This window comes from Devosia sp. A449, from assembly GCF_054489375.1.
Genome location: NZ_JBTMWU010000003.1, coordinates 540165 through 555975, shown reverse-complemented (window position 1 = coordinate 555975; position 15811 = coordinate 540165). Strand labels below are relative to the sequence as shown.

Genomic DNA, 15811 nt, shown 5'->3' with positions numbered 1-15811 from the left:
CCGGCCCGGCTGCGGGCGCTGTTTGTCGGCCTTCCCGGCGAATTAGCCCAAAGCTTGGTAACCAGTCCGCAATTTTACGCATTGTATGGTCGCTGACGTATGGTTCCAACCGGTCCGCTGATGCAGCCAAAGACCTCGACACGCGAACGCTGGCAGTTCTCTGCAGCAGTTCTGTTGCCCGTCATTCTCGCGTTGGTCATTACGGCTTCGGCGGTGCTCGGCTTTGTCTTGTGGTCGACCGCCAATATCGACCAGCGCGCGCTCGAGCGGCAAAGCGCCATGTTCGAGCAGCTTATCGAGGCCCGCCGCGCCCGTATCGAACATGAGCTGGAAAGCGTGGCCTATCGCGACACCGCGGTGGTCAATACCAGGCTGATGTTCAACTATAACTGGGTCGACGAAAATCTGGGCCGGTGGATGTATGATTTCTTCGAGCATAACCGGTCGGTGGTGCTCGATGCGACGGCGCAGCCGCTTTACCTGATGCAGGATGGCGTCGCCGTCGATCTCGCCGGCTACCACCAGATTGCCAGCCCGATCCAGGCGCTGGTCAACCAGCTGCGCGCCCGTCCCCCCGCCAGGGTGGCGCCCGGCGCTGTTCCGGCACCGCAATCGCTGTCCGATTTTGCCGTGGTGGAAGGCATTCCCGCCATTGTCAGCGTGATGACCATCATGTCCAACACCGGCGCGGTAGTGCAGGAGCCCGGCACCGAGCCATTGCTTGCGGTGGTGCAATTTCTCGATGCGGAGGCCGCCGCCCAGTTCAGCCGCGAATATCTGTTCGAGAACGGCGCGTTCAGCCTGGTCCGCAGCAGCGGCGCCGATCGCGCCACCCACCCCATTCTCAACTCGGGCGGGCGCTTCATTGCCTTTTTCGAATGGGACCACGACCGCCCCGGCCTGATGCTGCTACGCCAGACCGGCCCGGCGCTGGTCGCCGCCTTCATTGTCGGCTCTATCCTGGTGTTTCTGCTGCTGCAGCAATTGCGCCGCTCCGCCGCTGCGCTGACGGCGGGACGCCAGCATGCCGAATATCAGGCGGCGCATGACCGGCTGACCGGCCTGCCCAACCGCATGAGCTTTGACCTGCATCTCGCCCGGGTGCTGACCGACCAGCAGGACGGCAGCGCCCATTGCGCCTTGCTGATGCTGGATCTCGACCGCTTCAAGCAGGTCAATGACACGCTGGGCCATCAGGCCGGTGATGAGCTGATCTGCGCCGTCGGGCAGCGCATCCGCAATATTGTCGGCCAGGAGATGATGCTGGCCCGGCTCGGCGGCGATGAATTCGCGATCCTGACCACCACCCATGACGCCCCCCAGGACGTGGCGGCCCTGGCCAGCCGCATCATCGAGGCGGTGGGCCAGCCGTTTGAGCTCAACCATTTCAAGGCCCATGTCGGCGCCAGTATCGGCATCGTCCACAAGGCCGGCACCGCCGAGCCGCGCGAACTGGTGCGCAAGGCCGATATCGCGCTCTACGAGGCCAAGGCCAGCGGGCGCAATCGCGCCGTGGTCTATGAGGAGCATATGAACGAGCTGCTGCAGCTGCAGCACACCATCGAGGGCGAGCTGCGGCTGGCGCTGCAGCGCAATGACCAGCTCTGGGTGGCGTTCCAGCCGCTGATCGACCAGACCAGCCGCAAGGTGATCGGCGCCGAGGCGCTGGCGCGCTGGAACCACCCCAAATTCGGGCAGATTTCACCGGCCCGGTTTATTCCGGTGGCCGAGAATACCGGGCTGATCGAAGCGCTGGGCGAGGCGGTGTTGCGCAGCGCCTGCGAGCTGGGCGCCACGGCCCCCGGCCGCACTATCGCCGTCAACATCTCGCCGACCCAATTGCGCAATCCCGATTTTTCCATGCTGGTGTTCGACATTCTGCACCAGACCGGGATGCGGCCGGTGGATCTGGAGCTGGAAATCACCGAGTCGATCCTGCTCGATGACGAGCATGTTTCGGCCGGCAATCTGCGCACCTTCCGCGCGGCGGGGATCCATATCGCGCTGGATGATTTCGGCACCGGCTATTCCTCGCTGAGCTATCTCAAGCGCTATCCGGTCGACCGCATCAAGATTGACCGCTCCTTTGTCTGCCAGCTCGCCGAGGGGCATGTCTCGGTGCCGATCACCCAGGCGATCGTCACCCTGGCCCATGCCATGGATATCGAGGTGACTGCCGAAGGGGTGGAGACCGAGGATCAGGCCGATATTCTCGGCCAGCTCGGCTGCAATATCCTGCAGGGCTTCCTGTTCTCGGGCGGCGTTCCCGCCGGCGCGATCCAGACCATTTTCGCCGACACCGCCAACAGCCCCGAGCGCCGCCGCCGCACCAAGGCGGCGTGAGCCCTTAGCTCGGGTTGGACTGGGTCAGCGTATAGATCAGATAGATGATGGCGAAGAGCACGACGATGCCGAGCGTCGACAGCACCAGCACGCGCAAATTCATCCGGCGCGCATTGCCCTGACGGACATCGGTCGTGCTCCTGTGCGGATCATAGGTTTTCATGACGCGTTCCTTTGCAATGTCAGGGCCAACGTGCGCCACGCCATCGCGGTTCCCTGCCGCCTCTTGACGCGGCGCGGCGGCCAGCCGAGTCTCGGTCATGACCAAACCTCAGGACCGCTCGATGACCCTTACTGCCGCGACCCTCACAAGCATGATCATGGCCGGACAGGGCAAGGAAAAGGCCGATCTGGTCATCACCAATGTGCAATTGCTCGACGTGATCACCGGGGCGGTGACCACCACCGATATCGCCATTGTCGGCGACCGGATTGTCGGCACCCATGCGCGTTACGAGGGCAAGACGGTGATCGATGGCAAGGGGCGCTTCGCCGTGCCCGGCTTTATCGATACGCATCTGCATATTGAATCGTCCTTGGTGACGCCGTTCGAGTTCGACCGCTGCGTGCTGCCGCATGGCGTGACCACGGTAATCTGCGATCCGCATGAAATCGCCAATGTGCTGGGCGCCGAGGGGATCAAATATTTCCTCGATTGCGCCGAGCAGACGGTGATGGATGTGCGGGTGAACCTGTCGTCCTGTGTGCCGGCGACGGGGTTTGAAACCTCGGGCGCGGCGCTGGAAATCGAGGATTTGCAGCCGTTCCGCAGCCATCCCAAGGTGATCGGGCTGGCGGAAATGATGAATTTCCCCGGCGTGCTGCATGCTGATCCAGGCATTATCGCCAAGCTGGTGGCGTTTCAGGATGGCCATATCGATGGCCACGCGCCGTTGCTGAGTGGCACCGCGCTCAATGGCTATCTCGCCGCCGCCATCCGCACCGACCATGAAGCCACCAGCGCCGCTGAAGCCCGCGAAAAGCTGAGCAAGGGCATGGCCATTCTCATTCGCGAAGGCTCGGTGTCAAAAGACCTCAAGGCGCTGGCCGAAGTGCTGGACGAAAACACCTCCAGCTTCGTCGCGCTGTGTACCGATGACCGCAATCCGCTCGATATCGCCGAGGAAGGGCACTTGGATAGCTCCATTCGCCGGCTGATCGCCATGGGGCGGCCGCTGCATCACGTCTATCGCGCCGCCAGCCACTCGGCCGCGCGGATTTTCGGGCTGCGCGACCGCGGGCTGGTGGCCCCCGGCTGGCGCGCCGATATTGCGCTGCTCGATAGTCTGGAAGATTGCCGCGTCAGCGATGTCATCACTGGCGGGCGGCTGGTGGGGCCGGAGCTGTTTGCGGCGCGGCAGCCGGTCGCCACGGTGGGCCTCGACTCGATGAAGGCCAACAAGGTGACGGCGGATGACTTCATCGTCGCGCCGCGCGCCGACCAGAACCAGACCCCGGTGATCGGCGTCAAACCCGGCTTGATCCTGACCTTCCGCGACAGCGCCACCCTGCCGGTGGGCGACAAGGGCACCATGCCCGATCTCGAGGCCGATGTGCTCAAGGTCGCGGTGATCGAGCGGCACGGCAAGAATGGCAATATCGGGCGCGGCTTCGTGCGCGGCTTTGGCCTCAAACGTGGCGCCATCGCTTCTTCGGTGGGCCATGACAGCCACAATATCACGGTGATCGGCGCCACCGACGAAGACATGGCGGTGGCGGTAAACCGGCTGATCGAGCTGCGTGGCGGCTTTGTCGTGTCCGATGGCGGCAGGGTGACGGCCGAACTGGCGCTGCCGATTGCGGGGCTGATGAGCCCCAAGCCGTTCGAGGAGGTGACGCATGATCTGCATGCGCTGCGTGACGCCGCCTATGCGCTGGATTGCGTGTTGCCGGAGCCGTTTTTGCAGGTGGCGTTTCTGGCCTTGCCGGTGATCCCGCATCTCAAGATGACCGATCGCGGGCTGTTCGACGTGGACAAGTTCGACTTCGTGGAGTGAGCCAGAAATGGGCATCGGCAGTCTGATCCTCGCCCGACTATATGGACTGCCGCCGCGCCTATCCGGCGCCAACCGCCGGCGCGACATCGCCTTGCCGATGGATGACGGCGTGACGCTGATGACCGATGTGTATTCGCCGAAAGCACCGGGGCCGCATCCGACGATATTGATGCGGCTGCCCTATGGGCGGCAGGGTTTTGGCACGGTGGCCGAATGCTATGCCGAGCGTGGCTTTCATGTGGTGCTGCAAGCCTGCCGGGGCACCGAAAAATCCGGCGGCGAGTTCGATCCGCTGGTCAATGAGCGCGGCGATGGGCTGGCCACTTTGCGCTGGATCGCGGCGCAGGATTGGTATGACGGGCGGCTTGGGCTCTCGGGGCCGTCTTATCTCGGCTATGCGCAATGGGCGATTTGCGACGCCCTGCCGGCGGTGTCGGCAATGGCGACCAAGGTCACCAGCGCCGAATTTCGCTCGGTGGTGTTTCCCGCTGGGGCCTTCCATCTCGGGCTGTGGCTGAGCTGGGTGCAGGTGATCGAGGGCCTGCGCGGCAACCCATTGCAGATGACCGGCAGCATGTTTTCCGGCGGGGTGGAAAAACGCACCGCCCGCGCCGCCATGACGCTGCCGTTGCAACATGCCGACAATGTTGCGGTGGGCCATGACGTCAAATTCTGGCAGCACTGGTTCGACGTCGCCATCGGCAATGACGCCTTCTGGCGGGAACTCGACCATCGCCACCGGCTGGGGCCACATACTCCGCCCAACCACTTCATTTCCGGCTGGCATGATTTCATGCTCGACCAGCTACTGCGCGATTATCAGAGCCTGGTGTCGTTTGGGCACCAGCCCTATCTGACGGTGGGGCCATGGACCCATATCGCCAATGATCTGCAAGCCGAGAGCATGCGCGAAACCCTGCATTGGATGCGGGCCAAGCTGCTGGGCGACCCGTCCGGGCTGCGGGAGAAGCCGGTGCGGCTTCATATTTCGGGGCTGGATGAATGGCGCGAGTTTGACGCCTATCCGCCGGCGCCGCCGGTGATGCAGAGCTGGGGCATTGGCGCGGGTGGGCGGCTGAGGCGGGAGGGGTTTTCGGAGGGCAGCGACCGCTATCGCTATGACCCAGCCGATCCGACGCCCAATATCGGGGGCAATATGTTTGCCTTTACCGGGGCTGGGCCGGTCGACAATGCGCCGCGCGAAAGCCGGGCGGATGTGCTGCTCTATTCATCGGAGCCGCTGGCGGAAAACCTCATCATTCTGGGGCAGACGCAGGTGAGTTTGCGGGCAAGAGCCAGTATCAAACACGCCGATTTTTTCCTGCGGCTGTGTGATGTGGGGACCGATGGGGTGTCGATCAATATTTGCGACGGGCTGATCCGGGTGACGCCGGAGACGCCGGTGGAGGCGGATGGGTGCTGGCGACTGGAATTTGTGCTGCATGCGGCGTCGCATTGTTTTCTCGCCGGGCATCGGCTGCGGCTGCAAGTGTCGTCCGGGGCACATCCGCGCTATGCGCGGAATTTGGGGACGGATGAGCCGGTGGGCACCGGGACCAGCATGGTGGCCAATGAGGTGGAGGTTTTTTACGGGGGGACGGGCGTGAACTTGGCGACGTATGCCGAGGCGTCCCTCTCCCCTTGAGGGAGAGGGATAGAAAATCTGCGTCCAGCGGATTTTCGAGGGTGAGGGGTACTGCGCTAGCCCATGCCCAAAGGCCAACACAAGAGACCCCTCATCCGCCCTTCGGGCACCTTCTCCCTCAAGGGGAGAAGGGAAGAATTACTTGCTGTCGCGCGCCTTCACCTTGCGGCGGGCGGCGTGCAGCAGTGGCTCGGTGTAGCCGCTGGGCTGGTCGGCGCCGTGCAGGGCCAGATCGAGGGCGGCCTGGAAGGCGACGGACTGGAAGTTTTCGGCCATAGGGCGGTAGAGCGGATCGCCTTCGTTCTGGGTGTCGACCACGGCGGCCATGCGTTCGAAAGTGGCGGTGACCTCGTCGCGGCTGACGAGGCCATGACGCAGCCAGTTGGCGACGGCCTGCGAGGAAATGCGGCAGGTGGCGCGGTCTTCCATCAACCCGACATCGTTGATGTCGGGCACCTTGGAACAGCCGACGCCCTGCTGCACCCAGCGCACCACATAGCCGAGAATGCCCTGGGCGTTGTTTTCCAGCTCGCGGGTGATCTCGTCGCGGCTGAGCGCGAAGGGCGCCTGCACCGGCATGGAGAATAGCTCGCTGAGCGGCGGCACGGCCTGATTGTGGCGGCGCTGCTGGGCTTCGAACACGTCGATCTGGTGGTAATGCAGTGCATGCAGCGTGGCAGCGGTGGGCGACGGCACCCAGGCGGTGTTGGCGCCGGCATTGGGGTGGCCGGACTTGGCTTCCATCATCGCCGCCATATCGTCGGGACGGGCCCACATGCCCTTGCCGATCTGCGCCTTGCCGGACAGGCCGCAAGCCAGCCCGATCAGCACGTTGCGATCTTCATACGAGGCCAGCCAGCGCTCGGACTTGATCTCGTCCTTGCGCAGCACTGGGCCGGCTTCCATCGAGGTATGGATTTCGTCGCCGGTGCGGTCGAGGAAGCCGGTATTGATGAAGAAGACGCGGGCGCGGGCTTCGTAAATCGCAGCCTTGAGGTTGGCCGAGGTGCGGCGCTCCTCATCCATGATGCCGATCTTGACGGTGTTGGGGGCCAACCCCAGCATGGCTTCCACCGAGGCGAAAATAGCGCAGGCGAAGGCGACTTCTTCGGGGCCGTGCATCTTGGGCTTGACGATATAGACCGCGCCGGTGGTGCTGTTGACCTTGTCCTGCATGGCGCAGAGCACGGTGACGGCGGCGTCCATCAGGCCTTCGCCGATCGGCTTGCCGTTGAACAGCACAGCATCAGTCGTCATCAGATGGCCGACATTGCGCACCAGCAGCAGGCTGCGGCCCTTGAGGGTCAGCGGCGCGCCATTGATGTCCTTATAGGTCCGGTCGGCATTGAGCTTGCGGGTGACCGAACGGCCGCCCTTGTCAAAAGTGTCTTCCAGCGTGCCATTCATCAGGCCGAGCCAGTTGCGATAGACGCCGACCTTGTCTTCGGCATCGACGGCGGCGACGGAATCTTCGCAGTCCTGAATGGTGGTCAGGGCGGCTTCAACGATGATGTCGCTCAGGCCCGCCTTGTGCGAACCACCAATGACGCTGCCGGGCTCGATGACGAGGATGACATGGATGCCATGATGGACCAGCACCAGCTCGCCCTTGGCCTCGGTGCCGCCATAGCCAACAAAGGCGGCCGGATCGCGCAGGCCGGTACGGCCCGCCGTGGTATCCACCTCAAGGCGGCGCGTCTCGCCATCCTTGACCACGTGGTAGCCGGTGACGTCGCGGTGGCTGCCGGCGGCGAGCGGGAAGGTTTCGTCGAGGAAGCTGGCGGCCTTGTCGACCACGGCGGCGCCACGGGCGGCGTTATAACCCTTGCCCGGCGCCAGATCGCCATCGCGAGCGATGACATCGGTGCCGTAAAGCGCGTCATAGAGGCTGCCCCAGCGCGCATTGGCGGCGTTGAGGGCGTAGCGGGCATTAGAGACCGGGACGACCAGCTGCGGACCGCAGAGCGTGGTGATTTCGGGATCGAGGCCGGTGGTCTCGATGGAGAAATCGGCCGGCTCGGGAACGAGATAGCCGATATCCTTGAGGAAGAACTCATAGCCCTGCGGGTTATTGCCGACCGGGCCATATTTGCGGTGCCAGTCGTCGATCTTGCCCTGGATGTCGTCGCGCTTGGCGAGCAGACGCGCATTGGTCGGCGCGTGCTCGGCCACCAAGGCGGCAAAGCCGGTCCAGAACTGGTCTGCCGTTACCGACAGCCCGGCGAGCGCTTCTTTCTCAACAAAATCGACCAGCAGGGGATGAACCGAAAGGTCGGATTTCGTCAGATAGGCGCTCATTTTTGTTCCTTTTCAATTCTGGTCCGAACGCAATGTGGCCCCTCGCCCGCCGAGCGGGAGGTGCCGGATCACATTCGCAGCGGAGGCAGGGCCAACAGCAAAACTGGGGGCAGCCTAGGCCAAGCGCAAGTCGGTCACAACCCGCCCAAAGTCGACTTCACCCTTGCGCCAGCCACATAGACTTCAGCGATCGAACGATCGTCACCCAACGTCTGTAGCAGGAACAGTTCTTCAGCCAGGCCCGTCACAGTTGCGTGGCGCAAGGCCATGGCTGGGGTGGCGGCGGCGTCGAGCACCACCAGGTCGGCGGCATTGCCCGGCGCGATGGCGCCGATGGTGCCCTCGAGTGAGAGGGCGCGGGCATTGCCCAGGGTCGCCATGTAGAAGGAGGCGAAGGGGTTGAGGCGCTGGCCGCGCAATTGCAGCACCTTGTAGCCCTCATCCAGCGTGCGCAGCATGGAATAGCTGGTGCCGCCGCCGATATCGGTGGCGATGCCGATGCGCACCCCGGCCTGGCGCAACCGCTCGCGGTCGAACAGGCCGGAACCGAGAAACAGGTTGGAGGTGGGGCAGAACACCGCGACCGCACCGGTTTCGGCCAGCACTTTGGTTTCGCGGTGATTGAGATGGATGGAGTGCCCGAGCAGGGTCTTGCGGCCGAGCAGGCCGTAATCCTCATAGATGCCGGTGTAATCCGGCGAGTCCGGATAGAGCTCCATCGAATAGGTGATTTCGTCGGCGTTTTCGCTGAGATGGGTCTGCACGTAGCAATAGGGATGCTCGGCGACCAGCGCGCGCGAGGCGTCGAGCTGTTCCGGGGTGGAGGTGATGGCGAAGCGCGGCGAGATGGCGTAGAGGCCCCTGCCCCTGCCATGCCAGCGTTCGATCAGCATTTTGGTGTCGTCGTAACCGGACTGGGCAGTGTCGCAGAGCGCTTCGGGCGCGTTGCGATCCATCATCACCTTGCCGCCGATCATCAGCATGTTGCGCTTTTCCGCCTCGGCGAAATAGGCATCGACCGATTGCGGGGCGCTGGAGCAATAGGCGGCGGCGGTGGTGGTGCCGTGGCGGATCAGCTCATCATAAAACGCGGTGGCGATGGCGGCGGCATGGCCCTGCTCGCTGAATTTCTGTTCGGCGATGAAGGTGTAGGTATTGAGCCATTCCAGCAGCGAGCCGGCATAGGAGGCGATGATCTGGCTCTGCACATAATGCAGATGGGTATCGATGAAGCCGGGCAGGATCAGATGCGGGCGGTGGTCGATCACTTCGGCCGACGCATCAGGGACGAAGTCCCCGACGGCGATGATCTTGCCGTCTTCGATGGTGATGGCACCGTCTTCGAGATAGCGGTAGCTGGCCGCATCATCGATCGCCTGCGGCTCGCTGATAAAGCTCAGCACCCGGCCGCGCAGAATGGTCCGGCTCATTGTCCCGATCCTTCGCGGAACCACTCGACCAGCAAAGTGCGCTCGGCAGTGGTCATCTCGCTGACATTGCCCGGCGGCATGGCATGGGCGTAGCCGGCCTGCATGACGATATCGCGGGCATGATTGGCGATGGCGATGTCATTGTCGAGAATGACGTTTTTGGGAGCCTCATAGAGACCCTCCCATGCGGGCTCGGCAGTGTGGCACATGGCGCAGCGAGTCTGCACGGTCAGGCTGGCCTGGGCAAAATTGCTTGCACTGAGAAAGGGTTCGGCCGCACGCGACGCCACCTCCTCTCCAGCCGAGCCGGCCAGTTTGGGGCCGGAGGACAGCCAGGCGATGACGATGAACAGGATGACCGCGACCGCCCAGGTCCAGTGCGGATTGCCCTTGCGGGCGTGGCGGGTGTTGAAATAGTGCCGGATCACCACGCCGACGAGGAAGATCAGCGAGGCGATGATCCAGTTCCACTGCGTCGCGAAAGCCAGCGGATAGTGGCTCGACAGCATGAAGAAAATGACCGGCAGCGTCAGGTAGTTGTTATGCAGGCTGCGCTGCTTGGCGATCTTGCCATATTTGGCGTCGGGCACCCGGCCGGCCTTCAGATCGCCGACGACGATCTTCTGGTTGGGGATGATGATCATGATCACATTGGCCGCCATGATGGTGGCGGTGAAGGCCCCCATATGCAGCATCGCGGCGCGGCCGGTGAACAGCTGGGTATAGCCCCAGCTCATCGCCACCAGAATGGCGAACAGCACCAGCATCAGCCCGGTGGTGGACTGACCGATGGGCGATTTGCACAGCGTGTCATACAGCACCCAGCCGAGCACGATGGAGCCCATCGACAGCCCGATGGCCTGCCACTGGGGAATATCGAGCACGTTGCGGTCGATGAGATAGAGATCGGCGCCGACATAATAGATCAGCGCCATCAGCATGAAGCCGGAAATCCAGGTCCAGTAGCTTTCCCATTTGAACCAGGTCAGGTGCTCGGGCAGGAACTCGGGCGCCACCAGATATTTCTGGATGTGATAAAACCCGCCGCCATGCACCTGCCACTCTTCGCCATGCGCCAGTGGCGGCAGACTGGGCGTCTTGCGCAGGCCAAGGTCGAGCGCGATGAAATAGAACGACGAACCGATCCAGGCGATAGCGGTGATGACATGCAGCCAGCGCACGGCAAACATCGCCCATTCGTAGAAGATCGCATAATCGGGCATCGCTCAGTTCCTTTCTTCCCCTCGCACGCAAAGAGGCCTGTGGCATAATTCAGCATTGGCTTGATGAGACATGACCACCCACGATGTCACCCCGGCCCTGAGCCGGGGCCCATCTCGAGATCACGCCGGTGAAACCATCTCAGGATGGGTCCCGGCTCAAGGCCGGGATGACATCGAGTTTTTGGATGCCGAAAAGATGCAGAGGCGGGCCTTGGCCCGCCTCTGACAATAATTGACGCTACGCTTAGGCGTTGACGCCTTCGACGTACCAGTCCATCGCCCACAGGCCGGCGTCATCGACGACGGCGCCAGCGGGGACGCGCTCGGCGCCGGTGTTGTCAACGATCGGGCCGGTGAACGGGTTGATCGAGCCATCAGCAATGCCGTTCTTGACCGCATCGGCAGCCGCAACGACGTCGGCGGGGATCTTCTCGTTATAGGGCCCAATCACCACTTCGCCGCCGGCAATGCCCGGCCAGCTGTCGCCGGAGACCCAGGTACCGGCAACCACGTCATTGACGACCTGGATGTAATGCGGTGCCCAGACGTCGATGATGGCGCTGAGGTGTGACTTGGGCGCAAAGGCGCTCATGTCGGCGCCCTGGCCGAAGCCACCCACAATGCCACGCTCTTCGGCAACCTGCAGGGCCGCCGGACCGTCGGTGTGCTGGACGATGATGTCAGCACCCTGATCGATCAGCGCACGGGCCGCGTCAGCTTCCTTGGCCGGATCGTGCCAGCTCGAGAGCATGACGACATTGACCTTGATCTCCGGGTTGATCTTGCGAGCCGCCAGGGTGAAGGCATTGATGCCCATCACCACTTCGGGGATCGGGAACGAACCGATATAACCGATGGTGTTGGTCTTGGAGAGGTGACCTGCCAGCGTGCCCATGACGGCGCGGCCTTCATGGAAGCGGGCGTTGTAGGTCGCCACGTTGTCGGCGCGCTGATAGCCGGTGGCGTGCTCGAAGATCACGTCGGGGAATTCGCGGGCGACCTTGATCACATAGTCGCCGAAGCCGAAGCTGGTGGCGAAAATGATCTTGTTGCCCTGCTGGGCCAGTTCACGCAGCACGCGTTCGCAGTCCGGGCCTTCCGGCACGCTTTCCACGAAGGTGATTTCGATCTTGTCGCCGAATTCGGCCTCCAGCGCCTTGGCGCCGGTCCAGTGACCGAAGGTCCAGCCATTGTCGTCCTTGGGACCGACATTGACGAAGCCGATCTTGAGCGGGCCGTCCTGGCCGAGAGCGACACCGCCGAGCAGCGGCAGAGCCAGGCTGGCGCCGCCGATCTTGAGCACGGAACGACGAGTGAAGATTGCCATGCGTAGTTTCTCCTTCTGACGTCTTCTAGTTGGTTGGTAGAAAGGGTTTGCCGAGACAAGCCGGGGCCGCCGAATGACCCGAACGGCGCAGCGAAATCAACACCAGAACAGCGATTGTCGCCAGATAAGGCAGCGCCGCCCAGAATTCGGAGGGAATGCCGCCGGTGCTGCCCGAGGCCTTGGTGTACAGCTCGATGGTCATCACCAGCCCGAACAGATACGCCCCGCCCAGCAGGCGGAATGGCCGCCAGGCGGCGAACACCACCAGCGCCAGCGCGATCCAGCCGCGCCCCGCCGTCAGCTTTTCCGCCCATTGCGGGGTGAGCAGCAGCGGAAAGCAGCTGCCGCCAATGCCGGCCATCGCGCCACCAAAGGCCACGGCGGCGTAGCGCACGCCAATCACCGAATAGCCGATGGAATGGGCCGACAGATCATTCTCGCCGACGGCGCGCAGGATCAGCCCGGCGCGGGTCTTTTTGAGGAACCACCAGACGGCGAACACCAAAAACAGCGACAAATACACCAGCGGACTATGGCCGAAGACCAGACGCCAGAACGGGTGGGTTGCCAGCTCGGTTGGAAACACCGAGCGGAAAATCTCGATGGGCCGGCCGGTATAGGCCTGGCCGAACAGCGCCGAAAAGCCGGTGCCGAAAATGGTCAGCGCCAGCCCGGTCGCCACCTGATTGGCCGACAGCGACAAAGTGAGAAAGGCAAAGATCATCGAGGCGGCGGCACTGGCGGCAGCGGCCAGCAGAATGCCCAGCCACGGATTGCCGGTGGTATAGGTGACGGCAAAAGCGACGACCGCGCCGATCAGCATCATGCCTTCGACGCCCAGATTGAGCACGCCGCTTTTTTCCACCACCAGCTCGCCCAGAGCGGCGATCAGGATCGGAGTCGAGGCGCCGACCAGCGTGATGATGATGGGAACGAGCAGATCCATATTCATGGTGTGACCTCCACGGCGCGTTTGCCCACCACACGCACCCGGTAGCGGACCAGCAAGTCACTCGCCAACAGGAAGAACAGCATCATCGACTGGAAAATGCCCACGGCTGCCGCCGGCAGCTGAATGGTGGTCTGCGCCACCTCGCCGCCCACCACGACAATCGCCATGGCCAGCCCGGCAAAGATGATGCCGATGGGATGCAGCCGCCCGAGAAAGGCAACGATGATGGCGGTGAAGCCGTAATTGGTCGGGAAGGACGGCACCATGCGCCCGAACGGCCCGGCCGCTTCGAGCACGCCGGCCAGCCCCGCCAATGCGCCACTGGTCAGCAGCGCCAGCCAGATGGTGCGATTGACCGAAAAGCCGCCATAGCGCGCCGCATTGGGCGCGGCGCCCACCACTTTGACCTGATAGCCGAACACCGACCGGCTCATGACGAACCAGGCGATGATCGCCACCACCACCGCAATCGGAACGCCCAGATGCACGATGGTGCGCGGAATGATATGCGGCAGCAGCTGATCGGCGGTGAACATGCGGGTCTGCGGGAAGCCGAAGCCCATCGGGTCTTTCCACGGCCCGATCACCAGATAATTGAGCAGCTGGATCGCCACATAGGTGAGCATCAGGCTGGTGAGAATTTCATTGACCTGCAGCCGCGTGCGCAACAGCGCCGGCAACAGCGCCCAGCTCATGCCGCCAATCATGCCGGCGCCGATCATCAGCGGCAAAATCCACGGCCCGGAGAAGTCGCGCGTCAGCAGCGCGACGCCGGTACCGGCCAGCCCGCCCAGAATATACTGCCCCTCGGCGCCGATATTCCACACATTGGCGCGATAGCCGATGGCCAGGCCGACCGCGATGATGATCAGCGGCGCGGACTTGACCGCCAGATCCTGCCATTTCAGCGGATTGAGAATGGGGGTGACGAAAATCTCGCGCACGGCGCGAATGCCGTCATAGCCGATCATCGAAAAAATGATGGCGCCGACCAGGGCCGTGGCCAGCACGGCTCCAATCGGGGTCAGATAGAGCATGGCCCTGCTGGGCTCAGCCCGTTTCTCAAGCCGGAACTGCATCGCTCACCTCTTCTGCCCCGTGAACGCCGCCCATCAGCAGCCCGATTTCTTCCACTGTACATTCGCCGGTCGGCCGGGCTGGGCTGAGCCGACCCATATTGATCACCGCCAGCGTATCGCTCAGCACCCGCAACTCGTCGAGGTCCTGGCTGATAACGACAATGGCCGAGCCCGCCGCCGCCAGATCGACCAGCGCCTGATGGATCGCCGCTGCCGCGCCGGCATCGACGCCCCAGGTCGGCTGGCTGACCACCAGCACGCTGGGCTTTTGCAGGATTTCGCGGCCCATGATGTATTTCTGCAGATTCCCGCCCGACAGCGAGCCAGCGGTCGAGCCCGGGCCCAGCGCCTTGACGGCGAAATCGGCGATCACCTTGCCGGTATAGCTATTGGCAGCGCCGGAATTGATCAGGCCCATCACCACCATGCCGAGCCGGTTGCGCGCCGTCAGCACCGAATTATCGGCGAGGGTAAAATCGCCCACTGCGGCGTGGCCATTGCGCTCTTCGGGCACGGCACAGAGGCCGCGCTTGCGGCGGCCGGTGGTGTCGAGCAGGCCGAGTGCATGCCCGTCAATGCTCAGCGCATCCTTGTGGCCGCCAGCGACTTCGCCGCTGAGCGCGTCGAGCAGCGCATTCTGGCCATTGCCGGCGACGCCGGCGATGCCGAAGATTTCCCCGGCCCGCACGGAAAAGCTCACATCATTGACCGGCACATCGAAATGGCCGCTTTTGGGGGTCGACAGATGCGACACCACCAGCTTGGGCCCGCCCATCACCCGGCCTTCGGCGCGCACGATGTCCTTGAGGCCCTTGCCGATCATTTTCTCGGCCATCGAGCGGCTGGTTTCCACCTTCGGATCGCAGGTGTCGACCAGCTTGCCGCCGCGCAAAATGGTGGCGGTGTCGCACAAGGCTTTGATTTCATAGAGCTTGTGGGAAATGTAGAGAATCGAACAGCCCTGCGCCGCCAATTGACTCAGCACGGTGAACAATTGCTCGACTTCCTGCGGCGTGAGCACCGAAGTCGGCTCATCCATGATCAGCAGCTTGGGATCAAGCAGCAACGCCCGGACGATTTCGATGCGCTGGCGCTCGCCCACCGACAGGGTGGCGACGGTGCGATGCGGATCGAGCAGCAACCCGTATTTGCGCATCACCTCGCGGATGCGCGCCTCCAGTTCCCGCGACGGAATCTTGGCGTCCATGCCCAGCGCGATGTTTTCCAGCACGGTGAGCGCCTCGAACAGGCTGAAATGCTGGAACACCATGCCGATGCCCAGCTTGCGGGCGGCCTTGGGGTTGGTCATCACCACGGGCTGGCCATCCCAGCGGATTTCACCGCTATCGGGCTGCATGATGCCGTAGATCATTTTGACCAAAGTGGATTTGCCGGCGCCGTTTTCGCCCAGCAGCGCGTGGATCTCGCCCGGTCTGACGGCAAAGGAGACGTCGTCATTGGCGAGCACGCCGGGGAAGCTTTTGGTAATACCGGTCAATTCGAGCCGAAAGGGCATA

Annotated in this window: 10 protein-coding genes and 1 pseudogene; 3 read left to right on the top strand and 8 right to left on the bottom strand. The window is 63.2% G+C overall.

The annotated features are described in order from the left end of the window. Positions 1 to 174 precede the first annotated feature (174 nt). Entirely contained in the window at positions 175 to 2343 is a 2169-nt protein-coding gene (locus tag ACX3OW_RS11905; protein ID WP_459095978.1) for a putative bifunctional diguanylate cyclase/phosphodiesterase, read from the top strand. Between the two features lie 4 nt (positions 2344 to 2347). Here ACX3OW_RS11905 and ACX3OW_RS11900 read toward each other — a convergent pair whose 3' ends face one another. Continuing rightward, a complete protein-coding gene (locus ACX3OW_RS11900; protein ID WP_459095977.1) occupies positions 2348 to 2605 on the bottom strand; it encodes a hypothetical protein in 258 nt (85 codons plus the stop codon). On the opposite strand from ACX3OW_RS11900, the gene ade reads away from it, so the two are divergent. Together ade and ACX3OW_RS11890 are read left to right on the top strand one after the other, a co-directional pair. Then, on the top strand, positions 2604 to 4340 hold the full coding sequence (ade, locus tag ACX3OW_RS11895) for an adenine deaminase (RefSeq protein ID WP_459095976.1): 1737 nt from the start codon (positions 2604 to 2606) through the stop codon (positions 4338 to 4340). The two genes, ACX3OW_RS11900 and ade, sit on opposite strands and share 2 nt — an antisense overlap. Positions 4341 to 4347: 7 nt before the next feature. Beyond that, positions 4348 to 5985: a CocE/NonD family hydrolase gene (locus ACX3OW_RS11890; RefSeq protein ID WP_459095975.1), complete on the top strand. Its 1638-nt coding sequence runs from the start codon at positions 4348 to 4350 to the stop codon at positions 5983 to 5985. 138 nt (positions 5986 to 6123) lie between these two features. Here ACX3OW_RS11890 and ACX3OW_RS11885 read toward each other — a convergent pair whose 3' ends face one another. From ACX3OW_RS11885 to ACX3OW_RS11855, 7 genes and pseudogenes are all read right to left on the bottom strand, one after another. Further along, entirely contained in the window at positions 6124 to 8283 is a 2160-nt protein-coding gene (locus ACX3OW_RS11885; protein WP_459095974.1) for a malate synthase G, read from the bottom strand. Between the two features lie 134 nt (positions 8284 to 8417). Next, the gene (gene guaD, locus ACX3OW_RS11880; protein WP_459095973.1) at positions 8418 to 9713 is read right to left on the bottom strand and encodes a guanine deaminase; all 1296 of its coding nucleotides are present in this window, start codon (positions 9711 to 9713) and stop codon (positions 8418 to 8420) included. A gap of 313 nt (positions 9714 to 10026) precedes the next feature. Further along, positions 10027 to 10936, bottom strand: a pseudogene (locus ACX3OW_RS11875) (urate hydroxylase PuuD); the annotation flags it as partial. 244 nt (positions 10937 to 11180) lie between these two features. Beyond that, a complete protein-coding gene (locus tag ACX3OW_RS11870; protein ID WP_459095972.1) occupies positions 11181 to 12263 on the bottom strand; it encodes a BMP family ABC transporter substrate-binding protein in 1083 nt (360 codons plus the stop codon). A gap of 25 nt (positions 12264 to 12288) precedes the next feature. Next, on the bottom strand, positions 12289 to 13209 hold the full coding sequence (locus ACX3OW_RS11865; RefSeq protein ID WP_459096105.1) for an ABC transporter permease: 921 nt from the start codon (positions 13207 to 13209) through the stop codon (positions 12289 to 12291). 2 nt (positions 13210 to 13211) lie between these two features. Continuing rightward, positions 13212 to 14294, bottom strand: a complete 1083-nt coding sequence (locus ACX3OW_RS11860) for an ABC transporter permease (RefSeq protein WP_459095971.1) — start codon at positions 14292 to 14294, stop codon at positions 13212 to 13214. After that, on the bottom strand, positions 14278 to 15810 hold the full coding sequence (locus ACX3OW_RS11855; RefSeq protein ID WP_459095970.1) for an ABC transporter ATP-binding protein: 1533 nt from the start codon (positions 15808 to 15810) through the stop codon (positions 14278 to 14280). The genes ACX3OW_RS11860 and ACX3OW_RS11855 overlap by 17 nt, the downstream gene beginning before the upstream one ends. Position 15811 lies beyond the last annotated feature (1 nt).

Bases quoted from the DNA above. Each gene is read 5' to 3' on its own strand.
- ACX3OW_RS11860 (WP_459095971.1), bottom strand. From the start codon at position 14,294: ATGCAGTTCCGGCTTGAGAAACGGGCTGAGCCCAGCAGGGCCATGCTC.
- ACX3OW_RS11885 (WP_459095974.1), bottom strand. From the start codon at position 8,283: ATGAGCGCCTATCTGACGAAATCCGACCTTTCGGTTCATCCCCTGCTG.
- ACX3OW_RS11890 (WP_459095975.1), top strand. From the start codon at position 4,348: ATGGGCATCGGCAGTCTGATCCTCGCCCGACTATATGGACTGCCGCCG.
- ACX3OW_RS11900 (WP_459095977.1), bottom strand. From the start codon at position 2,605: ATGACCGAGACTCGGCTGGCCGCCGCGCCGCGTCAAGAGGCGGCAGGG.
- ACX3OW_RS11855 (WP_459095970.1), bottom strand. From the start codon at position 15,810: ATGCCCTTTCGGCTCGAATTGACCGGTATTACCAAAAGCTTCCCCGGC.
- ACX3OW_RS11865 (WP_459096105.1), bottom strand. From the start codon at position 13,209: ATGGATCTGCTCGTTCCCATCATCATCACGCTGGTCGGCGCCTCGACT.
- ACX3OW_RS11870 (WP_459095972.1), bottom strand. From the start codon at position 12,263: ATGGCAATCTTCACTCGTCGTTCCGTGCTCAAGATCGGCGGCGCCAGC.
- guaD (WP_459095973.1), bottom strand. From the start codon at position 9,713: ATGAGCCGGACCATTCTGCGCGGCCGGGTGCTGAGCTTTATCAGCGAG.
- ade (WP_459095976.1), top strand. From the start codon at position 2,604: ATGACCAAACCTCAGGACCGCTCGATGACCCTTACTGCCGCGACCCTC.